Origin of the sequence: Halovenus rubra (genome assembly GCF_026586665.1) — an archaeon.
Classification (GTDB): domain Archaea; phylum Halobacteriota; class Halobacteria; order Halobacteriales; family Haloarculaceae; genus Halovenus; species Halovenus rubra.
Genome location: NZ_JAODIY010000041.1, coordinates 1 through 23,768 on the forward strand (window position 1 = coordinate 1; position 23,768 = coordinate 23,768).

The window sequence follows — 23,768 nt, forward strand, 5'->3', positions numbered from 1 at the left end:
GTTCCTTGACGAACTGCTCCAGCGATCGACCAAAACAGCAATGAGCTGTGACCTCTCAATTGAGAGCACCAGAGGCAAACTCTAGACCGCTTTGCGACGCGACCAATTTATTGTCGGGCAAAACAGAGATGTCACGGCAGTCATGGACGACACGTTAGGTGATGCCGTCCAGGGTTACTATTCGTCGTCTGACGGTGAGATTGTTGTTATCTCCGAGAACAAAAGCCCAACAGTTAGCACTGATACATTGGTTCATGAGTTGGTCCACGCGCTTCAAGACCAGCAGTTCGGACTGGGTCGGACTCCAGCCAGACAGGACCCATCGATGGCGAGAAACGGACTTATCGAGGGTGAGGCAACACTGGTGACAGACCGATATTTCGACCGCTGTAGCGGCGAGTGGTCCTGTATCGAGCAGCCACAATCGAGCGCCGGGCAGTCAAATATTGACCGTGGAATTCTCTCAGTTATCCTCCAGCCCTACGAGGACGGACCCGCATTCATCGAGTACATCATGAGTAATGATGGTTGGGAAGGCATAGATGACGCACATTCGAACTACCCTGAGAGCACCGCACAGATTATTCACCCGGAGCAATATCCCGATGAAACGCCCACAAACGTCAGCGTCGCCGACCGCTCGACTGAACAGTGGGACATTCTGTCCCACGCCCCAACCCGTGAAACAGTCGGTGAAGCCGCTGTCAACGTTATGCTCCGACACAATGGGATTATCAGCTCCGACGAGTCCTCAAGTTACGCTCACCCTGTCTCTGCGGGGTGGACTGGCGACGAGCTTGTCCCGTATCGGAACAACGACGGCAAGTCGGGATACGTCTGGCAACTCGAATGGGAGACCTCGAAGGATGCACTGGCGTTCTACGACGCCTATCGTGAGCTTCTCACCGAACACGGCGCAGTTGAACGAGGAAAGCGCCAGTTCGTCATTCCTGAGGGCACGTTCTCGGGTGCGTTCGACGTTCGAACTGAGGGGACAACTGTCACTATCGTCCACGGCCCTGCTATGGAGTCACTCGACGAGATATACAGTATCGACAACTGACAGGAAACCCAGCTTCTCGCTGTGCAAGTAACAATCTTTTCGTCGTCGCCGCCAAATTCGTGCGTATGACTGAGTTCGATATCGTGCCATCGGAGGCGATTGCTTCGGGAAATGCCACTGATGCGTACTTCGACCGGACGGTTGAGGCACTTGCACACGCAGAGCGTAACCCCGAGGTAGTCGCTGAGGTGACAGCATCGCAGTTTTCGACTGGTGACTGGCATGTTCTGGCTGGAATTAAGGACACAGCACAGTTATTCGAAGGACGCGACCTAACAGTCCATGCATTGAGGGAAGGACAACTGTTTGACGGCGGTCCGGTCATGCGAATCGAGGGTCAGTACCTCGAATTTTGTCGTCTCGAAACCGCCCTGCTTGGATTTCTGTCTCACGCAACCGGGATGGCTACGGCAGCGTTGGAAACGAGACGTGCAGCGCCCAACGCAGAGGTCCTGAGCTTTGGAAGCCGTCACGTCCATCCCTCGATTGCTGCGATGCTTGAACGATGTGCGCTGGTCGGTGGCCTCGACGGTATCTCGAATGTTGCTGCGGGTGAAGTCATCAACCACAAAGCCGGTGGGACAATGCCACACGCACTTATTATCTCGTTCGGTCGTGGCGAACAGGAGGCTGCGTGGCAGGCATTCGACGAAGCCGCCGAGCCGGATGTCCCGCGGGTCGCACTCTGTGACACGTACAGCGACGAGGTAGAAGAGACGATACGAGCAGTGGAGGCCGTTGATGAGCTCGAAAGTGTCCGTATCGATACAACAGGGTCGCGTCGTGGTAATTTCGAGCACATCCTTCAAGAGCTCCGCTGGAAGCTCGACAAACGTGGCCACGAGGATGTCGGCATCTTCGCCAGCGGCGGTATCGACCCGGAGGCGATGCGAGAGCTTCGAACAGTGGCCGACGGATTCGGCGTTGGGAGCTACATTAGCAACGCTGACCCGCTAGATTTTGCGCTCGATATTGTCGAAGTCGACGGCGAACCGGCAGCCAAGCGTGGAAAACTTGACGGTGACAAAGCAGTCTACCGGACACCTGATGGCAGCCACGAGATACGACCAGCAACTGCTGACCCCCCAGTTGACGGCGACCCCCTGATGAGACCACTCGTTGAAGACGGGAACCTCGTTAGAACATTTAGTATCGACGATGCGGCGGCACGCGCGGCCGCTGACGCTGAAGCAATCGGTTTTGAAGCCGGCTCGAACTAACTCAGTTGTCGCGGTAGTTCGCAGTCAGGTCTGCAGCCATCACGAAATCTGGTTCGTCACCGATATTTGCTCTGAGGACAGCGCCATCGGAGACATACTGCGCGGTTTCTGGAATTAGAACACGCGTACTATCAGCACCGCTGGCCGCACCATCAGCCTTGATTGCCCTCAGCAGTGTTTGTGCTGTCTCGATATCATCCCACGCAGCGACACCATACTCTGCGACCTGCTCAGTCTCGCCATTATCTGTCTCCCGCTCGAAGGTCCGTGACCGGTAGGTAAACCCGTGCGTGCCTTCGTTGTCAGTAAGCGTGAGAACACGTGTTTCCTCCGCAGCGCGACGAAGTAACGCTGGTGTGAGCTCTTGGGCAGCCCAAGATTCGTTCATCGAGAGACTCAATCCCGAAAGCGTCTCACGAGCATCACTGGTCGTCCAGTAGCTCCACGCGCCATCTGGGTCGTAGGAGATAGTCGACGGGACTGACCCCTCCTCTGGGTCGGGTCGGACCCATCGAAACTCGGTAACGGGGTCGTAACCGGTCGCTCGTGACTGTCCAAGTCCTGCCTGGTTCCACGAGTACACCATTGCTCTTGAGACGACAGCACCCTGGTTGCGTGCCCAGTCAAAGAGATTGTATGTGATTGCCTCGCTGATGCCATTGCCCCGGTGTTCGGGTGCAGTTCGTAACCCTTGACACCACGCCTCGTGGTCTGAAAGCAAGACGACCTGCGCGATTCCGGCGACCTCGCCGTCGACTGTCGCGACAAGGGTGTGCTTATTTTCGCCATCAAGCCAGTCGTGATAGACATCCGTAAGATAGTCATCACCACCCCATGTTTCGGCAGCAATAGCTCTAACACCGTCGTAATCATCATGCGTCGCCTCCCTGATAGTGAACGCATCCTCGGAACCCATTTCCGACATGGTCACTGTCGTGGGGTTGAACGCTCTGTTATCTCGCCAGCAATGGGTTGTCGCATAATCGCTTCCACGTCGTCAGCATTTGCCAACGCCCACATTAGCTTGACTTTTGCCGTTCCCGGAAGCATATCTTCTCCTTCGATGACACCCGCATCGAGCAGGTCGCGCCCAGTGTCATACACCCGGTCACAGACCCGCCCTTCCAGACACTGACTCGTCATTACAATATCGGTACCTGCGTTGACCATCTCTCCAAGGGAGGAAATCCAGTCTGAATGGACGTGGCCGAGCCCAGTACCTTCGAGGATGAGTCCCTCGCTCTCACCAGCAAGGTCGAGTAAGTCGCGGTCCATTCCAGGGGTGTACTTCAGCAACGCGACATCGGTTTCGAGGTCGGGGCGGATAGCGAGGTCGGTGTCGCCCCGTGACGCGTGGTCACGCCGGAACGAGACTTCGCGGCTCTCGTATTCAACTTCACCGAGTGGCTTTGCGCCAACTGTCTGGAACGCATCCCGTCTCGAAGTGTGGTTTTTCCGGACACGTGTTCCGCGATGGAGTGCACACCGTCCGTCCGAGCCGTCGGCGTGCATGCAGACCAGAACCTCCGCGCAATCGCTCAGGGCTGTCTCGACCGAGCAGACTGCGTTCATCACGTTATCGGATGACGGGCGGTCAGCCGAACGCTGACTCCCCGTGAAGACAATTGGGACAGGCGTATCGAGCATAAAAGAGAGTGCGCTTGCGGTGAACTGCATTGTGTCAGTTCCGTGCATGACCACAATACCGTCAGCACCGGCGTCAATTTCTTCGTGGACGGCATGGGCGAGTTCTTGCCACACGTCCGGGCGCATATTCTCCGAGAGAATGTTCGCCACAACCCGGCCACGATAGTTGGCCATCCCAGCCAAGTCCGGCACTGCTCGGAGAATGTCTTCGGCGTCGAACTGTGCAGTGACCGCACCGGTTCGGTAGTCGACAGTGGACGCAATTGTCCCTCCCGTCGAAATGAGCGAGATAGTCGGTAAATCATCGTCGAACTCAATGGCTGACTGGTGGCTTTCGCCGCTGTCACCGTCAACATCGTAGGCGTCTGCATCGAGAACTGTTGTCGTCGCCTCGTCGCGGTCGATACCAACATTGTATCCGCTGTCGAGTTTGAGAACAAGCGTATCCGGCGTCGAAGACGGGAGCACCACTCCCTCATAGCTTTCTTCGTTTCGCTCGGCGCGTATCCGGTCTCCGGTATTCATACCACACGTTACCGGTGGCGCTGACTTGAAACCATCTTTCTCGCGCGGTCAACAGGAAAAAACGAGCGTCACACTCAGCGCCAGTTCCGGACGAGGATGATGACATTCATTACCACGAGTGGAACAATAACAAGTCCACTGAAAACGATTCCACCAACTGCTTGGGTCTCGATTTCGCCGGTCGTAACTAGCTGTGTCGCCTCGGAACCAAACCGAAATGCGCCCCAAAACAGAATCGTCGCCAGCAACGTACTACCAATCCCAATGGCGGCAAGCGGTTTCTCTTTTTGAAGCTTGAGTGTACAGTATAGTGCCGGTAATCCGGTTACAAGTGGCGTAAAGAGAAATCCGAGTCCAGCCACGAGAGCGCCACCCCATTCATACACTTCGAGCGGTCGCCCATCAGGACGGTCTGTTGGTTCGTTCGCTGGCTGCTGCTCAGTCATACATTGACATCCGGTTTCGGAGAGTTAAGTCGCGTGGTTTCGGCTCTCGTACCCACGCCTTTTATAGGTGAATCGTGTACCCCCTGTATGGACGAGACGACAGCACGGGTCGCACTCCCTTGTCCGGCGTGTTCGCCGAACCGGGAGACGGTCCACGAAGTCCTTTCAGAGGGCGGTCGCGCGACCGTCAGATGCATCGACTGCAGTCACGTACACAAAAAAGAACTTCCTGAGGAGGAAACCCTCCAACGGAAAGTTGTGGTATCGCAGGGTGGGGAATCTTTCTCTGACTCCGTAGAGGTGCCTGCTGGCGAGAAACTCGCGGTGGGTGAAGAGTTCCTCCTCGAAACTGAAGAAGCGATAGTGACAGTTCGCATTACGAGCCTCGAACGTGATTCGGGGCGAACCGAGGAGGCACCCGTTGACGAAGTACGGACAATCTGGGGCCGTGCAGTCGGAAACGTCGCAGTCAGTGTGACTTCCCACCCGAAATCCGGAGAGCACGACGAAACGAGAGGGTTCGACCTGCAGGTCCCCGGCGATTACGAATTTGTCATCGGAGACACTGACGAGTTAGGCGGTGAAGAGTTTACTGTCGAAGGGATACTTATCCGCGACGACGCTACCGGCTACGAGTTCGAAAAGCTGGATCTCGACGGAGATACAGCCGTCGCAAAGGATATCAAACGGGTCTACGTCCGGGACGAGACAACGTCTGCTTGGTCCGCCTGGTAAGATGACGTTCGACGAGGAACGGAATGCGTTGATCGACCGACTCGCAGACCGCGAGAACCTCAGCGAGAGCACAGAGATGGCTCTGCGTTCCGTTCCTCGCCACGAGTTCGTTCCCGAATTGAAACAGGCCGCCGCGTACAGTGATAAGCCGTTGCCAATCGGGGAAGGCCAGACAATCAGTGCGCCTCATATGGTCGCAATTATGACTGACCTGCTCGACTTATCGCCCGGCGATACGGTGCTCGAAATCGGAACAGGGTGTGGATACCATGTGGCGGTCACGGCAACCATTGTTGGAGGAGAACACACCTATAGTATCGAGTACCACGAGCGGCTTGCAAAACAGGCCCGCAAGACACTCAACCACTGTGGTCACAGTGCGATTTCTCTTCGACACGGTGATGGCCGCGACGGGTGGCCCGAGCACGGACCATACGACCGCATCTATCTGACTTGTGCCGCGAGCAGTTTCCCGGACTGCCTTATCGAGCAACTGCGGGACGGTGGTCTCATTTTGGGACCGCTTGGAGACAGAACCCAGGTGCTGACGACGGCACACAAATCTGGCACCAAGCTAGAGCGTGAGAGACACGGACAGGTTCGGTTCGTTCCGTTCAAGTAACTGTTTCAGCTGTTTTGCCGGAGAGCACACAACTCTTAACGCTCGACACTAACCCCCAGATATGGAGCCTGCGGTGCTTAGAGACGATATGGTTGATAGCCTCGAACACGAGAGCAAACGCTGTGTTCGGAGTGAAGCCCTCTCCGTGGCAATGCGGGATGTTCCGCGACACACGTTTCTTGATGATGACCGCGGTGCCTATGCTGACAAGGCCTTCGAACAGTTCGGAACGCGGGTACTTGCTCCAAGTACCGTTGGTCGCCTCTTCGAGTTACTTGACCCCAGCGAAAGCGACTCGGTTCTCGTTGTCGGTACAGGAGTGGGCTACACGACTGCGGTGGCCGCAGAAATCGTTGGAAGCCAAAACGTGCAGGCTATCGATATCAACCGAAAGCTCGTGTACGAGGCGCGGTCAAACCTCTCGGCAGCAGGCTATGACGGAGTCCTCGTCGACTGCCGTGATGGAGCCGATGGGTTCCCGGAGTATGCTCCGTATGATCGGATTCTTGTCGAGGCTGCAGCTGCCAACCCCCCACAAGCGCTCCTCGACCAACTCACCGACGATGGATTTCTTGTGATGCCCTACGGCGCACACGAGCAGTCACTCACTGTTGTCGACGCCGATGGCACTGTCGAACGGCACGGAACCTGTGCGTTCGCGCCCCTTCTCGTCGAGGGTGAACAAACAGGGACAGTCGAGCGCAACCGTACGCACCGTGAGGACCGTGAGTTCGCACAACGCGATGCAAAGCGCAAGCGCGGCTGGGAACTCGACTGGATTGACTGGGACTAACCCCCCATCGCACACAGTTTAGGGTCGAAGTACCAGTATGTCGTTGTTTTCTTGCTCGTCGACGTACTCACCTGCCGGCGGCCTGATAGCGAGTTCGACTGTACCTTCTCGTTGATTCGGTCTCAGTTGCGGGTCGATTTCGAGCGTGGCGACACCATCCGGACCTGTCTTGGCGTATGTTGTCGATTTGAGAGTTGCTGTATCGCTCTTTGCAATCACAGTCGCATTCGAGATAGTCTGTCCGTCCGGGTCGAGGACGGTTACGTTTACCTCGGTTGTCTCCTCCTCGATAATTTCGGGCTCAGGCTTCGTGTCTAGTTCCGTCGTCCCAAAGGTATTCAGTCCCGAAATGACGTTCATCATCACAGCAAGGCTTGCGACGCCTACGACAAGTGCGATAACAAGTCGAATTGGTAATCCTTCGATTGCACGGTTGTCTCTGTACAGCTTTCTGCGTGTCATACCCTGTGCTGGTTCCGTATTTGTATATAAATGCGTGGACGGTACGACACTGAATCGATGCCATTTCTGTGGCCACACGCGTGTTGTCTTAGAGTTCTCTCTGTCGAGTTGCTACTGTCGCTTGTTGACGTGTATACAGGAACCTACCGCTCCAGTACAACTTAGTCAGGGCCGTGTGAGTGGTGAAATATGCAGACTGTAATTCTCGCGGCAGGACAGGGAACTCGGATGCGGCCGTTAACAGACTCGGTACCAAAACCGATGTTACCTGTTGGGACTCGGCCGCTCGCTGCTCACACTGCCGACGCGGCTGTTGACGCCGGCGCATCGGAACTTATCGTCGTCGTTGGCTATGAGAGCGACGCAGTACGTGGATTCTTCGGGGCAGAATACAGAGGTGTGCCAGTAACCTTCGCCAGACAGGAACAACAAAACGGGACGGCCGACGCTGTCAGAGCCGCACGCCCCCATCTCGACGGACCCTTCGCAGTTTTAAACGGCGATAATCTGTATGACACCAGTGATATCGAGGCACTGTTCGAAGCAGGCCCAGCGATTGCTGCGATCCGGGTCGATACACCAAAAAACTACGGCGTGCTTTCGACGGACGGGAGTTCCGTTACCGGCATTGTCGAGAAACCAGCAGACCCCCCATCGAACCTCGCCAACGCCGGTGCCTATGTGTTTCCTACTGATGCAATCGACTGGCTTGATGTCGACGAATCCGACCGTGGAGAGTACGAATTAACCGACGTGGTTGCCCACACTATCGAGGACGCTGACGTGACAGCTATCGAACTAAACCGATGGCTTGATGTTGGCCGTCCGTGGGAACTGCTCGCGGCCAACGAGTGGAAACTGTCGGAACTCGACCGCAGTATCCAGGGACAGGTTGCCGAGGATGCGGAGTTGCGGGGAGCCGTTGTCGTCGAGAGTGGTGCGACTATCGAACCGGGTGTCGTCGTCGAGGGTCCCGCACTCATCCGGACTGGCGCACACGTTGGTCCCAACGCGTATATCCGCGGCCAGACGCTACTTGGGCCTGACACCAAAGTCGGGCAGAGTGTCGAAATCAAAAACAGTATTCTGATGGCGGGGACGAGTGTCCCTCACCTTTCATATGTTGGTGATAGCATCCTCGGACGGGATGTGAACTTTGGAGCCGGCACAAACGTCGCGAACCTCCGACACGACGATGAGCCAGTCGAAATAACGGTCAAAGGAAACAGCGTATCGACCGGCCGCCGCAAGTTCGGCGTTGTTATTGGTGATGAGACGAAAACGGGCATCAATACGTCGCTAAATGCGGGAGTCGTCCTCTCTCCCGGGTCGGTAACAAAACCCGGCGAGAGTATCTATCGAGACAGGTAATGCAACCGGAGCTATCGACCCAAACTATCAATCTCAAGACACGAAAATGGTACGCTGTCGTCGACAAAACCACCCAAGCTATGACGGCGTCGTGGCGGTTTCGTTATCCTGTGCTGGTCTCGTTTTGCTCGCCGGCTTTTATCTCGTCAGATGAGACAAAGTTCACCGACGGGTCCTCACCGGGTTTAACAGGTATTCGCTCGATTACGGTTCCGTCGTCGTCTTGAATGACGATATAGTAATCAATGTTTTCGTCCTCCGAAGGTTCCGTCTCAACAGTTTCGTTCGGGTCGACAGTTTCTCCAGCAAGGAATTGCTCGACGGTCTCAGTCGAGGTAAGCGCGATAGCTTCTTCGGTCTCGGAGTTGACGAATACATTCCGTGTGATATCAGTGTTATCTGTCGGAACGACCTTGGAGTGCCACCACAGTTCATCGTCGACAATGACGGGAATCGGTTCGACGACAAAGAAGTTGTCTCCCCAGCCTGTCCGAGAGTCTTCACTTCTGACAAGACCCATTGCTCGTTCCGGTCCTAATAGTGTCTGTTTGTTACTCTCGAAGAACGTCGGCTGACCGGTGCGTGAGTTGATGAACCAGACCTCATCGAGCCCACGCGTGTCCGCACCGTACGGTTCGAGTGCGGTCACGTACGACATCTGCTCGCCTTCAAGGTCGATAACGAACGGCTGTTGATTCCCGGCACCGCTGGGTAAATCGGCGATTTCGACTTCCTCTTTGTGCGAGCCGATGGTCCCCAGCTGATTAATAATTCCTTCACGGTAGCCAAGCGACGACATTTTGCGTTCCGCATTGTATAGCGGGTAAAGCCGCTGCCCATCGAGTATCTCACTCTCTTGAGCTTCTTCAGGTGAGAGTTGGTCTATCGTCCCGTCAGGATGCAAGAGAGCGACCCCTTCCCAAGTCGGAGTTGTGTGTGGAATCGGTGTCAGATGCCACTCGTGACCAGTCTTGGGATAGGCCATGTAAGGCTTGCCATCGTGAACAAATTCGATAGCGTCGTCCTGATACTTCGCCCAGAAGTCGGATTTACGGAGGTTCCATTCCGAGTTCCGATGCAGTAACATTCCTTCGCCAATTTCAAACGACGTATCATCGAAGGCGCTGATTTCGCGGTCTTCCATGCTGGTCATATCCGACAGAAGAACACCCTGCTGGTTCTCAAAGAGCATATTTCGAGTCCCGTCGGGCTGTATCGGGTACGACCATGCAAGTCGGCCGTCGGGCATGCGGGCGATGTCGCTGGTCCCGAGCCGGTACTGTCGGTACGAAACCGAGCCCCGGGTCTGGGTATCTGCAACCGGCTTCGGCGCGATTCGTGCGTTATCTGCGTTCATTTCTGGGAAGGATTCGATTGCCTCTCCCTCGTTCATTGTCTGCTGAGCTAAGGTCCGTTCTTCGAACTCATTTGCTGGAACAGCATAGACACCGGCGATAATCAGTGCGACTATCACGACGATGCCAACAAGCGAAAGTTTGACAACTGCCGATGAGTTCATCTGGTCTTTATCAGTATCCTCAGACAACTCCGCCAAAGCTGACGATGTCCGTGAGTCAGTCACATCAAACGGCGGCAGGAACCAGAGAAAAGTAACGGACAGAAGTGTAATTGTCCAGAAAATAAACGCACCCGGTGAATAAATCATATCGTAGAATATCGGATGGAAGAGGGGACGGAAAAGATACACGAGGACAAGAGCAACAGCAAAGAGAAGGCCACGCGTGGCGAGATGACGCTTATTTACCTGATTCATCTTCGTTTCACCACTTGCTGTTTATCTGTTGGTAACATACTTTCATCTAGCTATCTGAGGAGGCTACTTAACTGCCAGCAATTGTTTCCCGGCTAGAGATTCGACACTGGGCGATACAATGTTTACTCAGCACGTATCTTGGTACCAATCTAACTATGAATGGCGCAATGATGCGTTAGACGAGGTCTTGGAATGCCTTCGAAGAGTCCTCAAAACTGACCACCATCTCATCAACCTCTGACCCCAACCTTTCGACGCGTTCAGCGAGTTGCTTCATTTCGTCGCTTCCCTGAAGCGCGCTTTCGGATTTTTCATCCTTGAGGAGTTCGAGCTTTGTAGAGAGGTTCATATACTCACGGAGGCGCTCACCGTACTTTGTGGCGGTTATCTGTGTCTCTATTGCAGTGATAAGCTCGTCGTTATCAACGGGTTTGCAGATGTAGTCGTTGAACGACATATCGACGATATCGAAGTCCGGGTCAACAGCCGTAACCATGACAACCGAGCAGTCGATATTTCGTGCCCGGATCGTTTCAAGTACTTCGTCCCCCGAGATGTTGGGCATTCTCCTGTCGAGTAAGACGACATCAATACTGTCATCAACCTTGGATAGGGCATCTTCGCCACCGTAGGCAGTCTGCGTGTTATAATCAATCTGTAACTGAACAGCGTACGCGTCTGCCACATCCTGTTCGTCGTCAACAACGAGAACAGTCGCATCAGAAGACGGAGCAGCCATTATGAGGACCTCTTATATGGATTATGCCTCGGAAATAGAATAAGCTTTGGGAACAAATATCCCAAAATCGATTTTGTTATTGATAATCTATATGAAAACCGAAAGACGACAAAGTTATTCTATTTCTCAACAATGACAGAACCGACCATCCCTGCAGCCTCGTGTGGGATGCAGAGATACTCGTGAGTCCCAGTCGTCTCGAACGTTTTCACGTAAGCCTCGCCGGACTGGACAGCACCCTTACCGTTCTCCCAGCCGTCCCGAGCGGCCGATTCAGAGGCAAAGTCACCCGATGCCCAGTAGTCGGCATCAGTTGGAATCTCGCTCTCATAAGCCGTGACAGAATGGGCTTCACCGCCGGCGTGGGTCCATGCAACGGTGTCTCCCTGTGAAATCGTAACTTCTTCGGGTTCGAAGGCAACTGCAGTCATATCAACGATGTGATCGGCATCGTCCGGGACACCTTCGACGACATTCGGTCCACCTTTGAGTTCTGTCTCTTTTTCGTCCTCGTTCCCACCTTCGTCGTCAGTGCCACTGTCTCCATCGTGTGCCTCAACTGGTGCATCGTCGGATGCGCCGGCGACGGCAAACTGTGCTTTGAGTGACGCATCAGCGTACTGTGTAGCTGCTTTCTGCGCACCCTCTCCGGCTTCGAGTGCACCGACGTACGCATCCAGCGAACGCTCGAAGGATTCGTATGCCTCTTGGTCGGCCTCTTCGAGCATATCGTGAGCTGTGGCATTCTCGAAGTGAGCGAAGACATCGCTGACGAAAGATGCGGAGTTCGACCCGCCACTGGTTGCCATCACGATACTATAAATCGCGCCGACTGCATTGTCTGTCGCGGTTCCCAGTGCTTCCGTAGAGCTGTCGCCGCCGAGTGAATCCTGTAGTGTTGTCACAGACTCTTCGAAGGATTCGTATGTCTCGTGGTCGGCCTCCTCGATGGCCTCGTGGAAGCCACCTGCGCCAGCTTCGAAGTGCTGGAACGCTGTCGTTGCGACTTCCTGTGCACGCTCTGTAGAACCAAGATGGTCGAGAACCACAGCGTCGCGGAGTCGTGCGGTGATGTAGCTGCTTTCGACACCGCTGACGGTCGCTTCTGAACCAAGCGCCGTTTCGAAAGACAACAGACTCTCGCGGACGCCAGTGATATGACTTGTGACGGCTTCGTCATCTCCGTTTTGGGATGCTTCGATGAATCCTTCCAGATGCTCGTGCTCGAACGCATTGTACAGTTCCTCGTCAGTTTCTTCGAGTGTTTCGTGGAACCCACCAGCATCAGCCTCAAAGTCTGCAAACACGTTCTGTGCGATTTCGGTCGCCCGTTGGGTGCTGCCTAGTTGATAGCGCTCGTGGGCGTCTTCGAGCCGTGCCTTGATGTACCCCGCTTCGAGCAGCGCAGTCTGATCTTCGCCAGTTAGTGCCGTGATACCTGTTCTGATGGCTTCTTCGACAGTTCCAGCCGCGTTCGAAACAGCGTCGTCGTCACCCTCCTGAATTCCGGTTGCAAGGGAGTCAAGCCCTCCCTCAAAGGCTTCGTAGGCGTCGTGGTTGGCCTCTTCGAGTGCGTCGTGTGCGCGAGCGGTTTCGAACCGCTCGAAAGCGTGCTCAACAAGCGAGACGGCGGCCTCGCTTTCACCCTCTTCGTACAGCAGTTCTGCATCCCGGGCGTGAACTCGATAGTTGTTCAGTGCCGCCGCGTGAGCATAGGACGCAGAGACACCTTCGAGACGGGCAAGCGCTGTCCCATCCCAGCCACGAGCCTGCAATGCGGCCATGTGACCGGCTCCAGCAAGTCGGTCGTCGGTGATGGCGTGCATTCCTCGTGTCGCAGCATTGAATGCCTCGTGAGCCGCTTCCGTTGCTGTTTCCGGGTTGGATGCTGCGTTCTCCGCAGCACGGTCCATTGCTTCGACGAAAGTATCCGCTGCTTCTTGATCCTCGGCCGCAATAGCATCGTAAAACGCCTCCTCGAACTTGTCGCCAATTTTGGAGAGTTCGTGCTCGGCGTCGTCGTAATCACCGACTTGGAGCAACATGGCAGCATCTTCGACGTGCGTTGCCATCACCAGCATCGAAAGCCTGCCGACTGTCGGCTTGTTGGTCAACGAAGCCTGCGCCTGCCGAAGGTGTTTGTCTGCTGTGTGCATTGCCTCATGTGTCCCTTCAAGATTCTCGGCTTCGAGTTGTTCACTGAGCTTTCCAAGTCCTTCCTCAAATCCTTCGTAGTGCTCTTTGCTTGTCTCCTCAAGCATTTCGTGGGCATTGTACTCACCCGAGGCAGTCTCGAACCGCTCAAAAATGTTTCCGACAACGCCTACACCAGCAGCGTATTCCTCAGCGTGTCCAAGAATAACCGCATCACGCAGTCGCGTCCGGATTGCGTTCCACTCCGAAACGACGCCGATATCGACAGCAGCAAGCTCCTGTTGCTCCGATGAGGAGTCTTCTGTTTCCTCTTCATCCTGGTCGTTATCCATGTCTCCGGACTCCTCGTCACCCGGTGTCTCCGTTTTCGTCTCTGTCTCCGCTTTGGTCGGTTCATCTGACTCTCCGTCATCACCGTCATCACTGCTGCTACAGCCAGCGAGTGCGACACTTGTTAGAACTGCTCCAGTTGATCGCAGCCAATTTCGTCTTGTCTGCTCCATACTTTAGGCTTGCCTAAAACGCTTAAGTCACTTTCGAACTTTAGGCAGGCCTAAACAACCTCTCCCACGAGCCAAGCACAGTTTGGTGCTGGGGGCTGTTGGCAGAAATAACTGTCAACACGTCTCTGGTGTTTTTGATTTTGTAACTCAATGACGTGACTACCCGTCGCTTTCTGTCCAGAAGTCGAACGAGCGGCCGGGTGCGAACACGTCAAGGCCAATTGCCATCTCCTCGCTCTCATTTGCGACGCGGTGAGACTCCCATGCATCAAGCCACACTGAGTCGTACTGTTTGAGCGTCGTCGAGTCACCGTCGTTGGTGTAGACTGTTAATTCCCCACCGAGGCAGAGACAGACCTGTTCGTTTTCGTGGTCGTGCATAGGTGAGCTATGGCCCGCGGGTTTCTCGAACCACTCGAAGCTGAACTGGTCACTGCCCGCGAGTGAGACACGTCGCCATCCGTCTTCGGGTTCGTACGTTTCAGCGTCAGCAAAATCGATGGATTTCACGAATCAAACATCCAAAACGGCCATCTTATTTGTTGTGGTCAGTCTCAGCCTTGACAGCAACCTATCCTTGTCGCGCGGTGTACCGAGTAATCGACTACAGGTTAGCGTTCCCGGAACCGCCGTCGATGACAACGGACTGCCCGTTAATGTAGCCAGCCCGGTCAGAGCAGAGGAACGCAACTGTGTCTCCAAGTTCCATCGGCTCGCCGATACGACCAACTGGAACAGAGTCACCACGTGCTTCCATCCCCTCCTCATAGGAGTCAAACTCACCGCGTTCGACGGCTGATTCGGTCAGGTCTTCGATACGTGTCGTTTCGTGTGAGCCAGGGAGGACTGCGTTGACACGGATATCTGGTGCGAGTTCTTTCGAGAGCGTCTTTTCGAGCCCGATGACAGACATTCGGACGGAGTTTGAGAGTACCAGCGAGTCGATTGCTTCCTTGACACTTCGGGAGGTAATGTTCACAATAGAGCCCCCATCGCCGTTTCGAAGTTCCGGTTCCGCTTCGCGTACAAGACGCACGACGCTCATGACGAGCAGGTCGAACGCATCGTACCAGTCTTCGTCGGTTGTCTCCAGAAATGACCCGCTTGGCGGCCCACCGGCGGATGTAACCAGATGATCGAGACCACCAAACTCATCGACTGTTCTCTCGACCAGCAGCTCGATATCTTCCTTTACCGTGAGGTCGCCTTGCTGTGTGACAACATCGCCCGTTGCTACCTCGCTGAGTTCTTTCTGTGCGTTTGCCAGCCGCTCCTCGTCACGACCATTGATAACAACATTTGCTCCTTCGCGGGCAAGCGCAGTTGCCGACGCCTTACCAAGCCCACTACTCGATGCCGTTACCAGTGCGGAGTCGCCCGCTATATCAAGGTCCATATCGGTCGACTCTCAGCAGCAGGCTAAATAACTGTGGGACTTTCGGACAGCGACAGCCGAAAGGAAAGCAACCAGCCGAGTCAGTCGTTCTCTGAGTTCACAGTGTTTGCATCTTGGTCCTCGGTTGGCCACGTGACACTCCCCAGAAATGGAATGCCCACCTTCTGTGCAGCGCGAGCAATCATGTGGGCACCTGTAGGTACGGTCAAGAACAGAAAGACGATACCGACAAGCGAGGTTAGCCCAGCTCCTTGTGGTCCAAACTGGACAAACCCAGCGAGAAAGATGGCAGCCGTCCCGAGCGTGGTCGGCTTGCTTGTAGCATGCATCCGGTTGTAGACGTTTGGCAGCCGAAGCAACCCGATGGTTCCGACTGTCAGGAAAAAACAGCCAATGACAACAAGCGCGATAACCATGGTACTCCGGACTGCCAGAACGTCGACCATGCTAGCGAACACCTTCTGTTGTTAAACGGGTCTGATTCATTCTTCCCTCCGGGTGATAATATCTCCTTCCGTGATGTATTTAGCCACTGTTATGGTCGAAAGGAATCCGATGATAGCGAGCACGATTGCTCCTGAGACGAACAGCCCCCTATCGGTCTTCAGTGCGAACAACATCGCAATAGCGATGACGTTGGTTGCAATCGCGTCCAACCCAACAACCCGGTCGGGGATTGTCGGCCCTCGGATAACACGGTAGCCACTGAGGAGACAGAGCACTGCGACGACGATGAGTGCCCCGTCGATAACTGTCTGTGCGAGCTGTTCAACCATCAATTTCCTCTTGGCTATCACTGTGTTGTTGGTTGCCCTCGCCGAGTGTCTTTGGTTCTGGCGGATGGTCAGGCGGGTGGACGGTAATCTCCGGTGCGGGATCGTCCGGAGTTCGTTCCTCGTCAAATATCACAAGCGCGTAATCCTCCCATTGCCGAATCGGTTCGACGAGTTCCTGTGGGTGACGCCCGTCAATAGCATGAACGTAGAGTGCGTTTCTGTCCGGGTCGTGATCCAGGGTTATCGTCCCGGGTGTAATAGTGATACTGTTTGCAATCGTCGTCACGCCGAGGTCACTTTCGACACGCAATGGGACAAGAATTACTTGCGGTTCTAGAGGAAGCCCCGGCATGAGAACCCGGTAAGCTACGTCGATATTTGCCCGGAGGACCTCTTTACTGAAGACAAATACGTAGAGCACGATATACGGAATTGCAGTGAGTGACCGTTCAATCGTGATTGTTTCTTTGTACAGTCGTCGGAACACAAACGCTAGCGGCAGGCCGACGACTAATCCAATGAGATATGTCGTCACAAAGGACTGCAACGACAACGCAGGACCGTTGACAAACAGCCATATCGTAGCAAAAAGTAGGCCAGCCACGACCCACCGGTGAGTCTTCACGCGCCCTCACCTCCGAACTCGACTGTTTTGACATATCCGTCAGTATCGACTGCGGCCTCTGCAGCTGTGTCGGCAAACTGATATACTGGTTCGAACCCGAGGCCGACGCAGATAACGAGCACAGCCAGTGTCCCCAGTATTAGCACCTCTATACTGTCGACGGTTCCTGTCTTGATAACATCAGTCTGTGGTCCCCAGAAAGTCCCCATCCAGGCACGTGTTGAGTATAGAATCGTTAACACGGCACCAAGCAAGAGCACAATTAGCACGACGACCGCACTCGCGGCTCCGAAGGTGTCCCCAGTTACGTGCGCGGCAAACTGTCTACCGGCGGCATCAAAGATGAGGAATTTCCCAAAGAACCCTGCAAGCGGTGGAATCCCTACAAGCGAGAGGCCACCGACGAGAAAGACGCTGGCGAACACGGGCGAACGTTCGCCCAGTCCACCCACATCGGCGAGTTGTGTCGTCCCCACTGCGTCGCGAATAACGCCCGTCGCAAGAAACAATAGTCCCTTCGTAAGTGCGTGATGGAGAGCAAAGATGAGTGTTGCAAGGAGTGCAACGTGGCGTAATTCTGCCACTGTCGTCGCCGCTGCGATACCGATGGCAACGGCGATAAACCCAATCTGACCGATACTCGAATAGGCAAACAGACCGTCAAGAGAATCACAGCTGAGTGCGCCGAATCCGCCAACGACGATACTTGACATCCCCATCACCAGAATCACCGGTGCCAGAAATGCCAGCAGCGAGTCGCTTGGAATACCGGGGACGGTTGTTGGAAGAGTTGCATTACCGAAAACAGTGAAATAGAGCCGAATGATTGCATAGATTCCCACTTTCTTCGTTGCACCAGCGAACATGGCGACAACCGGCAACGGTGCAGCTCTGTACGCGGATGGCACCCAGAACTGGAAGGGAACCAGCCCGGCTTTCAGCGCAAACGTGACCAACACAAGCGCAGAGAGCCCAACTACAGGCCCCATCTCTGTGCCGGATGCTGATACCGTCCGCGCCATATCGGCCATGTTCAGCGTGCCGGTGGTCGCATACAGACCCCCGACACCAAGCAGCATGAATGCACCGCCGATGATGTTTAAAACCACATATCGCGTCGCGGCAGCGGTGTGGCTGGAGTTCCCGTAGAACGCAACAAAGACGTAACTCGTCATGAGCATTACTTCGAACCAGACAAAGAGATTGAACAGGTCACCAGTGAGAAACGCGCCGGTCGCGCCGAGTAACAGGAACTGAAACAGCGGATGATAGTACACGCGCTGGTTCCGGTAGTCGATGAACCGGACCGAAAACACGATTGCGTAGACGGCGACGACGGCAGTTATCGTGAGCATGAACACCGACAGGCCATCGGCTACAAGCGTGATACCAAACGGCGCATTCCACTCGCCGACTTGATACGCAATCGACATGGCATCAGAAGCAAACACAACCCGCCAAACGAGTGTTGCGACAGTCACCGCGTAGCCGAGCGTCCCGGCGACACTGACAATCTGCTGGAGGCGGGGAAAGCTCCGAACCAGAAGCGCTGTTGTCCCGGTAAGAAAGGCCATCAGAATCGGTGCAATCGCAATTACATCGTTCATTGGTCCCACTCCGTTACGTCCATTGTTTCGTTCTCCTGATACGCACGGTACGAAAGCACGAGTGCAAACGCCGTCATCCCGAAGCTAATCACGATTGCGGTCAACACGAGCGCCTGAACGACAGGGTCTGTCGTCACCGGAAACGGCTCGTGATGGTCGGCGAGAATCGGCACTGAATTGCTTGTTCCCTCAGTGACTCCGCCGAGTGTAATAAGATAGACGTTCGCTGCCTGAGAGATAAGTGTCACCCCCCAGATGACCTTGACAAGGTCGTCCCGGAGCAGGAGAAAGGTCCCAAGAGCAAAAAGCGCGCCAACAGTGACAGCAAGGGCAAACGTCATTCAGCACCCACCACCGAGAAGACAGTCAACAGCCCACCGACGACAATACAGAAGATGCCGACGTCGAATACAAGTGCACTCGCCAGCTCTATTTCGCCAAATAACGGCAAATGGATGGAGCGGTGATACTGTGAGAGGACTGGGTCCCCAAGAAGCATGCCCGAAAACGTACTGGCAACTAAGACAACGAGCCCGAACATGAACAGTCGCCGGTATGCTGCAACAGTCCGGTGCTCGCCGATGCTCTCCTCCTTTTCGACCTCGCGACCGAGGACGCCGTCTTCGAGATAATCGAGGTTGTATGCAATGTAAATAAGCGCAAACGCAGCAACGGTCAACACACCACCGATAAATCCGCCGCCCGGGTGGCTATGGCCTTGCAGAAACAGCGAGATGGCTACCACGAGGATGATTGGAACGACGACACGGGCTGTCGTTCTCGTCATAACTGTCGTCATTGTGTCTCACCCCTGTCACGCATCGTTAGCAGTACCAGTACGGAGAGGGCTGCGATAACAATGACGATAGATTCGCCCAGCGTATCGAATGCACGGAAGTCGGTGAGAATTACGTTGACGATGTTCGACCCGCCACCACCCTCCACAGCATGGTCTTTGTAGTATCTTGCAGTTTGGGTCAGTCCATCGCTCTCGTCTCGTGCTGTATAGAGTACCGACATTGTTGTAGTTGTCCCCACAACCAGCGAGAGTACCGCATCTCTTGATATCCGGGACCAATCAGTATCGCTGTAAAACGCGGGCATCTCTTCGAGAACAAGCAGGAAGATGATGAGCAACAGCGTCTCCACAACCAGCTGTGTCAACGCGAGGTCGGCACCGCTTGCGAGGATGTAGAAGATAGCAATCATGAATCCAAGGATTCCCAGCGTCAGAACACCCGTTACGTGGGTTTCGGTCGTGCTGATAGCCACCGCAGCGACGACAGCGACGCCCAGAACAAGCACAATGGTAAGCGGAGTCTCTCCGAATGCAGGTGCTGGCAGTCCCAGCCCGGCGGTCGCATACCCAAGGCCGGTAAGTACGCAGGCTGTCAAAAGCACCCACCAGACGTACGTTCTAATGAGACCGTTATGAACAGCCGACCTAACGTTCCTGCTTATCCGTACTGTATCACTGAGGAACTTATCGTACAGCGTTGTCGGATGAATCCGGTCGGTGAGAGTATCGGCTCTGTTGAGGCCTGCCTGCAGTCTCGAATAGAACGGGAAGATAGCGATACCTGAAAAAAGCGCTATCGCGCTCATCGCAACCGGACCTGAGACGTGCGTGGGAAGCTTGGCATGCACATGAACCTCTTCGACAGCTGCTGCGTTTGCCCCGTCGTCGATTATAAAGTCAATGGCGAGGTCAGGAGCTACGCTCACGACGACAACGCCACCAGCTAGGACCAGTGCCGGCATCGAGAGCATTGCAGGCGCTCGTGAAACCGTTCCGACTCCATCGGGTCGGTCCCCAAGAAAAAGCCAGAGAAAACGCAACGAATACAGCACCGTGAAGATGCTCGCGACGACTGCGGTTATTGGATAAAACCACGCCAGCCCACCGCCTGCCTGCGCTGTTTCCCAAGCCGCCTCGAACATAATCTCTTTCGAGTAGAACCCAGCAAACGGCGGGATTCCCGCCATGCTTAGCGTCGCAAGAGCCGTAACACCGGCGGTTATCGGCAGTTCACGCCAGAGTCCGCCAAGCTCGTCGATATGCCTGGTTCCCGCTTGGTGAGCGACGATGCCGGCGACTAAGAACAGCGCTGCCTTGAACAGCGCGTGATTAAGGAGATGAAAGACGCCAGCCTCCGCACCGTAATGTGATTCAAACCCAAACGCCGCCACCATTAGCCCGAGATGACTGGCTGTCGAATACGCGAGTAACTCCTTGATATCGCGAGCAAGAACTGCGAGCACAGCGCCGACAAACATCGTCACAATGCCCATTGAAGCCACGAACAGCGTCCACTCCGGACCGTGAAACAGCGGTCGAACCCTCCCCAGCGCGTAGACGCCGACCTTGACCATGGTCGCTGAATGGAGAAACGCTGATACTGGTGTCGGTGCCACCATCGCGCGTGGGAGCCAAAAGTAAAGCGGTACCTGCGCAGACTTCGCTGCTGTGGCGATCGCAAATAGTAACAACGTCGGTGTAAAGAGACCGTTTGACTGTAGTGTCTCGGTCACCGTAGACCTGTTTTCGAGAATCGTCGAAAGATTGAACGCTCCGTCTACCGCTGTCGCTGCCCCGATACTGAGGAGGATCGCACCCAGAAGTAAGCAGAGTCCGCCACCGACCGTAATGAGCATCGCCATCCTGGCTGAATACTGGGATTCGGCTTCGTCAGTGTGGTAGCCAATCAGCACGAACGAGCAGACGCTTGTGAGCTCCCAAAACAGGAACAACAGGATAAGGTCCGCTGCAAACGCGACGCCAAGGATTGATCCCATAAACGCAAGGAGTGCCATATAGAACCGCCCGAGGTCCGGCTTCCCGTGCATGTACGTCGTCGCGTACGTGAAAATCAAGATGCCGATGCCACTGGCTAGCAGCGCAAACAGGAGTGCCAGTCCATCGACGTGGAACCGAACTGCGATATCGAGCGACGGAATCCACGAGGTAGAGACTGTCCCTTCTTTCCCGACCTGTGTGAGAATTAGCCCGAACGACGTAGCCGCGACAGCCACCCCAAAGTAGCCAACCCGTTCCCCGACAACGCGGTACAACAGCGGGGTCAACACTGCCGCGACAAAGGGGAGACCAACTGCCCCCAGTAGAATCCAAATCTGTGGTTCCATCCAGTATCACCATTCAGACACAGACTCAACTTAAGCAGTCCGGAACCCCCTCACAGATTACGCCGCACAAAGTAACTGGACAGGAGAACAAAAGAAGACAACCATGAGCCAACGGGGTGGGTGTCACTTGTGTTCAGAAGGGAACTGTGTGTGTTTTATTCCCGACGAGTCGACAATTTCGAACTCGAAGATTTTGACATTCCGGGATGTACCCGCCGTTTTGAATATCTCCGGCCGCCACACACCTTCAAGCTCATCGGCAATGTCGGCCCACTCGCTTGGTGGGACCGTCTTGAATGTCCCTTCCAGCAGGACACTTTCCCAGTTGAACATTGTCTCAGCGTTATAAATGAGGTATCGCGCGCGGTCTGCACTGTCCGTTAACTGCTCTTTTTTACTCTCTTCACCAAGAACGTAGGTGAAATACAGCGATGAGTTCCCGCCAAAGGCATACGAAAGTGGAACGAGATATGGAGCCCGTTTTCCGGGGAGGCCCAGAACACCGAACGATTGTGTTTCGAGGAAGGTCTCGATCTCCTCCTCGCGCATCTCTTCTAATCCGTACCGTTTTAACTCGTTGATGGTCATATGATAATTTCGTTGAGTATACAAAAAACTCGACGGTATATTCCCATATGTTAGGAACGAGTGGCCTAGTTTAGAGCGGTTGTGGCGCTAACCCATCTCAACAGTTCCCGCCAGTTAATTTGCTCTCTCCGTAGCAACTCAACGCCCGATTAGAGTGTTCCCAACTGCCTCCAACATGACTGTTTGGCCCTGTCACATCTCATTCTACAGGCGGAACAGACCGAGTTCCTCGGGGCTTGACCTCGAGGCGGTTCACGCTGGATATCTCAATACACTAGGCCAGCACTCAATTTTCCGTGATAACTGAGATAGCACTCACTTTCCTTTAGCAGCCACTGACTAGATTCGGTTCATCGCGATTTCTTATACTAGGTTCATTCTGTCGAACTCCGCCGTTGAGTTACTCGGACACGCGGACAACCTGCTTTCCGATATTGTCGCCAGAGAACAACCCGAGGAATGCGTCCGGCGCGTTATCGAGACCTTCGACAATCGTTTCACGGTGGCTGAGGTCACCAGACGCGACCCAGGTAGCGAGTTGCGTGCTCGCCTCTTCGAACCGGTTGGCGAAGTCGCCGACGAGTAGTCCCTCTACTTTTGCGCGGGTCGCGATGAGTTGGGGGAGCTTTCGTGGCCCTGTCGGGACGCTTTCGTCGTTATAATGAGCAATCTGACCACAGACAGCGACTCGTGCATCAAGGTTCAGTTTCGTGAAAACCGCATCCGAAATCGGACCGCCGACGTTGTCGAAATAGACATCCACACCGTCGGGGGCAGCATCCTCAAGCGCAACTCGATAGTCATCAGTGTCCTTGTAGTTGATGGCAGCATCGAATCCGAGGTCATCAGTGAGCCAGTTGACCTTTTTATCGGAGCCAGCAAAGCCAACAACTCGACAGCCGTTTAGCTTCGCAATTTGGCCGACAACGGAGCCGACTGCGCCGGCGGCACCGGAGACAGCGACTGTTTCGCCGGGCTTGGGGGTACCGACCTCAAGTAACCCGAAGTACGCCGTCCGCCCGGGCATTCCGAGTGCACCAAGATACGCAGGCAGATCGGCAATAGTCGGATCAACGGGAGCAACGCTATCAGCGCCAAGAACAACGTAGTCGGCCCAGGCACCTTCTCCTGTGACAATATCTCCTGTCTCGTATCGTTCACTCTTGCTGTCGATAACTTCTCCCACGACTGCACCGCTCATTGACTCACCAACATCCCACGGCTCAGCGTAGGATTCGGTATCCCGCATGCGACCGCGCATGTATGGGTCAACGGAGAGGTATCGTACACGGACAAGCACCTCGCCGTGGTTTGGCTCAGGAACTGACCGCTCTTCAAGTGCAAAGCTGTCCATTCCCGGCTCACCATCAGGTCGCTCAGCAAACACCCATTCGCGGTTTGTCTCTCGCATATTTGAGATAACGAGCTCTGTCCCGAAAACTGTACTGTTTACAGGAAAGAGTGACAATAGGATGGTCGCGTCGCAAAGCGGTCTAGAGTTTGCCTCTGGTGCTCTCAATTGAGAGGTCACAGCTCATTGCTGTTTTGGTCGATCGCTGGAGCAGTTCGTCAAGGAAC

24 protein-coding genes are annotated in these 23,768 nt (G+C 54.8%); 6 read left to right on the forward strand and 18 right to left on the reverse strand.

Going from position 1 to position 23,768, the window contains the following annotated elements; translation table 11 throughout:
* Positions 1-91: 91 nt before the first annotated feature.
* Complete coding sequence (locus tag N5098_RS15515; RefSeq protein ID WP_267638774.1) at positions 92-1,063, forward strand: Hvo_1808 family surface protein; 972 nt, start codon at positions 92-94, stop codon at positions 1,061-1,063.
* A 65-nt stretch (positions 1,064-1,128) separates the two neighbouring features.
* Positions 1,129-2,283, forward strand: a complete 1,155-nt coding sequence (locus tag N5098_RS15520; RefSeq protein ID WP_267638775.1) for a nicotinate phosphoribosyltransferase — start codon at positions 1,129-1,131, stop codon at positions 2,281-2,283.
* 1 nt (position 2,284) lies between these two features.
* Here the strand turns inward: N5098_RS15520 and N5098_RS15525 are convergent, their stop codons facing one another.
* The 3 genes from N5098_RS15525 to N5098_RS15535 form a co-directional block, all read right to left on the reverse strand.
* Positions 2,285-3,199: a GNAT family N-acetyltransferase gene (locus N5098_RS15525; protein WP_267638776.1), complete on the reverse strand. Its 915-nt coding sequence runs from the start codon at positions 3,197-3,199 to the stop codon at positions 2,285-2,287.
* Positions 3,200-3,210: 11 nt separating this feature from the next.
* Positions 3,211-4,455: a Glu-tRNA(Gln) amidotransferase subunit GatD gene (gene gatD / locus N5098_RS15530; protein WP_267638777.1), complete on the reverse strand. Its 1,245-nt coding sequence runs from the start codon at positions 4,453-4,455 to the stop codon at positions 3,211-3,213.
* 74 nt (positions 4,456-4,529) lie between these two features.
* On the reverse strand, positions 4,530-4,901 hold the full coding sequence (locus tag N5098_RS15535; protein WP_267638778.1) for a hypothetical protein: 372 nt from the start codon (positions 4,899-4,901) through the stop codon (positions 4,530-4,532).
* Positions 4,902-4,988: 87 nt separating this feature from the next.
* Between N5098_RS15535 and N5098_RS15540 the strand changes: the two genes are divergently transcribed.
* The 3 genes from N5098_RS15540 to N5098_RS15550 all read left to right on the forward strand — a co-directional run bounded on the left by N5098_RS15540 (position 4,989) and on the right by N5098_RS15550 (position 7,051).
* Entirely contained in the window at positions 4,989-5,636 is a 648-nt protein-coding gene (locus N5098_RS15540) for an HVO_0476 family zinc finger protein (RefSeq protein ID WP_267638779.1), read from the forward strand.
* A gap of 1 nt (position 5,637) precedes the next feature.
* Entirely contained in the window at positions 5,638-6,258 is a 621-nt protein-coding gene (locus N5098_RS15545; protein WP_267638780.1) for a protein-L-isoaspartate(D-aspartate) O-methyltransferase, read from the forward strand.
* Positions 6,259-6,319: 61 nt separating this feature from the next.
* Positions 6,320-7,051 (forward strand): protein-L-isoaspartate O-methyltransferase family protein, encoded by a 732-nt coding sequence (locus N5098_RS15550; RefSeq protein WP_267638781.1) that lies wholly within the window; start codon positions 6,320-6,322, stop codon positions 7,049-7,051.
* 18 nt (positions 7,052-7,069) lie between these two features.
* Here N5098_RS15550 and N5098_RS15555 read toward each other — a convergent pair whose 3' ends face one another.
* Positions 7,070-7,513: a DUF7382 domain-containing protein gene (locus N5098_RS15555; RefSeq protein WP_267638782.1), complete on the reverse strand. Its 444-nt coding sequence runs from the start codon at positions 7,511-7,513 to the stop codon at positions 7,070-7,072.
* Between the two features lie 189 nt (positions 7,514-7,702).
* Between N5098_RS15555 and glmU the strand changes: the two genes are divergently transcribed.
* Positions 7,703-8,884: a bifunctional sugar-1-phosphate nucleotidylyltransferase/acetyltransferase gene (glmU, locus tag N5098_RS15560; RefSeq protein ID WP_267638783.1), complete on the forward strand. Its 1,182-nt coding sequence runs from the start codon at positions 7,703-7,705 to the stop codon at positions 8,882-8,884.
* Positions 8,885-8,987: 103 nt separating this feature from the next.
* Here glmU and N5098_RS15565 read toward each other — a convergent pair whose 3' ends face one another.
* The 14 genes from N5098_RS15565 to N5098_RS15630 form a co-directional block, all read right to left on the reverse strand.
* The gene (locus N5098_RS15565; protein WP_267638784.1) at positions 8,988-10,658 is read right to left on the reverse strand and encodes a hypothetical protein; all 1,671 of its coding nucleotides are present in this window, start codon (positions 10,656-10,658) and stop codon (positions 8,988-8,990) included.
* A 175-nt stretch (positions 10,659-10,833) separates the two neighbouring features.
* Positions 10,834-11,397 (reverse strand): response regulator, encoded by a 564-nt coding sequence (locus tag N5098_RS15570; RefSeq protein WP_267638785.1) that lies wholly within the window; start codon positions 11,395-11,397, stop codon positions 10,834-10,836.
* Between the two features lie 119 nt (positions 11,398-11,516).
* Positions 11,517-14,054 (reverse strand): DUF5059 domain-containing protein, encoded by a 2,538-nt coding sequence (locus tag N5098_RS15575; protein WP_267638786.1) that lies wholly within the window; start codon positions 14,052-14,054, stop codon positions 11,517-11,519.
* A gap of 159 nt (positions 14,055-14,213) precedes the next feature.
* Positions 14,214-14,564, reverse strand: coding sequence for a cupin domain-containing protein (locus N5098_RS15580; RefSeq protein ID WP_267638787.1), 351 nt, complete (start codon positions 14,562-14,564; stop codon positions 14,214-14,216).
* Positions 14,565-14,658: 94 nt separating this feature from the next.
* Complete coding sequence (locus N5098_RS15585; RefSeq protein ID WP_267638788.1) at positions 14,659-15,450, reverse strand: SDR family oxidoreductase; 792 nt, start codon at positions 15,448-15,450, stop codon at positions 14,659-14,661.
* Between the two features lie 80 nt (positions 15,451-15,530).
* On the reverse strand, positions 15,531-15,896 hold the full coding sequence (gene mnhG, locus N5098_RS15590) for a monovalent cation/H(+) antiporter subunit G (protein WP_267638789.1): 366 nt from the start codon (positions 15,894-15,896) through the stop codon (positions 15,531-15,533).
* 36 nt (positions 15,897-15,932) lie between these two features.
* A complete protein-coding gene (locus tag N5098_RS15595; protein ID WP_267638790.1) occupies positions 15,933-16,226 on the reverse strand; it encodes an MrpF/PhaF family protein in 294 nt (97 codons plus the stop codon).
* The gene (locus tag N5098_RS15600) at positions 16,219-16,851 is read right to left on the reverse strand and encodes a Na+/H+ antiporter subunit E (protein WP_267638791.1); all 633 of its coding nucleotides are present in this window, start codon (positions 16,849-16,851) and stop codon (positions 16,219-16,221) included. Before N5098_RS15600 ends, N5098_RS15595 begins: the two co-directional genes overlap by 8 nt.
* Entirely contained in the window at positions 16,848-18,458 is a 1,611-nt protein-coding gene (locus tag N5098_RS15605; protein ID WP_267638792.1) for a complex I subunit 5 family protein, read from the reverse strand. The genes N5098_RS15600 and N5098_RS15605 overlap by 4 nt, the downstream gene beginning before the upstream one ends.
* Entirely contained in the window at positions 18,455-18,799 is a 345-nt protein-coding gene (locus N5098_RS15610) for a sodium:proton antiporter (protein ID WP_267638793.1), read from the reverse strand. The genes N5098_RS15605 and N5098_RS15610 overlap by 4 nt, the downstream gene beginning before the upstream one ends.
* On the reverse strand, positions 18,796-19,257 hold the full coding sequence (locus tag N5098_RS15615; RefSeq protein ID WP_267638794.1) for an MnhB domain-containing protein: 462 nt from the start codon (positions 19,255-19,257) through the stop codon (positions 18,796-18,798). The genes N5098_RS15610 and N5098_RS15615 overlap by 4 nt, the downstream gene beginning before the upstream one ends.
* Positions 19,254-21,602, reverse strand: coding sequence for a hydrogen gas-evolving membrane-bound hydrogenase subunit E (gene mbhE / locus N5098_RS15620; protein WP_267638795.1), 2,349 nt, complete (start codon positions 21,600-21,602; stop codon positions 19,254-19,256). The genes N5098_RS15615 and mbhE overlap by 4 nt, the downstream gene beginning before the upstream one ends.
* 123 nt (positions 21,603-21,725) lie before the next feature.
* Entirely contained in the window at positions 21,726-22,190 is a 465-nt protein-coding gene (locus tag N5098_RS15625; RefSeq protein ID WP_267638796.1) for a pyridoxamine 5'-phosphate oxidase family protein, read from the reverse strand.
* A 400-nt stretch (positions 22,191-22,590) separates the two neighbouring features.
* Complete coding sequence (locus tag N5098_RS15630) at positions 22,591-23,601, reverse strand: NADP-dependent oxidoreductase (RefSeq protein WP_267638797.1); 1,011 nt, start codon at positions 23,599-23,601, stop codon at positions 22,591-22,593.
* Between the last annotated feature and the right edge of the window lie 167 nt (positions 23,602-23,768).

Coding starts and splice junctions, on each gene's coding strand:
- N5098_RS15625 (WP_267638796.1), bottom strand. CDS start 22,190: ATGACCATCAACGAGTTAAAACGGTACGGATTAGAAGAGATGCGCGAG.
- N5098_RS15545 (WP_267638780.1), top strand. CDS start 5,638: ATGACGTTCGACGAGGAACGGAATGCGTTGATCGACCGACTCGCAGAC.
- N5098_RS15630 (WP_267638797.1), bottom strand. CDS start 23,601: ATGCGAGAGACAAACCGCGAATGGGTGTTTGCTGAGCGACCTGATGGT.
- N5098_RS15575 (WP_267638786.1), bottom strand. CDS start 14,054: ATGGAGCAGACAAGACGAAATTGGCTGCGATCAACTGGAGCAGTTCTA.
- N5098_RS15535 (WP_267638778.1), bottom strand. CDS start 4,901: ATGACTGAGCAGCAGCCAGCGAACGAACCAACAGACCGTCCTGATGGG.
- N5098_RS15570 (WP_267638785.1), bottom strand. CDS start 11,397: ATGGCTGCTCCGTCTTCTGATGCGACTGTTCTCGTTGTTGACGACGAA.
- N5098_RS15520 (WP_267638775.1), top strand. CDS start 1,129: ATGACTGAGTTCGATATCGTGCCATCGGAGGCGATTGCTTCGGGAAAT.
- N5098_RS15595 (WP_267638790.1), bottom strand. CDS start 16,226: ATGGTTGAACAGCTCGCACAGACAGTTATCGACGGGGCACTCATCGTC.
- mnhG (WP_267638789.1), bottom strand. CDS start 15,896: ATGGTCGACGTTCTGGCAGTCCGGAGTACCATGGTTATCGCGCTTGTT.
- N5098_RS15525 (WP_267638776.1), bottom strand. CDS start 3,199: ATGGGTTCCGAGGATGCGTTCACTATCAGGGAGGCGACGCATGATGAT.
- N5098_RS15585 (WP_267638788.1), bottom strand. CDS start 15,450: ATGGACCTTGATATAGCGGGCGACTCCGCACTGGTAACGGCATCGAGT.
- N5098_RS15550 (WP_267638781.1), top strand. CDS start 6,320: ATGGAGCCTGCGGTGCTTAGAGACGATATGGTTGATAGCCTCGAACAC.
- gatD (WP_267638777.1), bottom strand. CDS start 4,455: ATGAATACCGGAGACCGGATACGCGCCGAGCGAAACGAAGAAAGCTAT.
- N5098_RS15605 (WP_267638792.1), bottom strand. CDS start 18,458: ATGAACGATGTAATTGCGATTGCACCGATTCTGATGGCCTTTCTTACC.
- mbhE (WP_267638795.1), bottom strand. CDS start 21,602: ATGGAACCACAGATTTGGATTCTACTGGGGGCAGTTGGTCTCCCCTTT.
- N5098_RS15555 (WP_267638782.1), bottom strand. CDS start 7,513: ATGACACGCAGAAAGCTGTACAGAGACAACCGTGCAATCGAAGGATTA.
- N5098_RS15615 (WP_267638794.1), bottom strand. CDS start 19,257: ATGACGACAGTTATGACGAGAACGACAGCCCGTGTCGTCGTTCCAATC.
- N5098_RS15540 (WP_267638779.1), top strand. CDS start 4,989: ATGGACGAGACGACAGCACGGGTCGCACTCCCTTGTCCGGCGTGTTCG.
- N5098_RS15610 (WP_267638793.1), bottom strand. CDS start 18,799: ATGACGTTTGCCCTTGCTGTCACTGTTGGCGCGCTTTTTGCTCTTGGG.
- N5098_RS15565 (WP_267638784.1), bottom strand. CDS start 10,658: ATGAATCAGGTAAATAAGCGTCATCTCGCCACGCGTGGCCTTCTCTTT.
- glmU (WP_267638783.1), top strand. CDS start 7,703: ATGCAGACTGTAATTCTCGCGGCAGGACAGGGAACTCGGATGCGGCCG.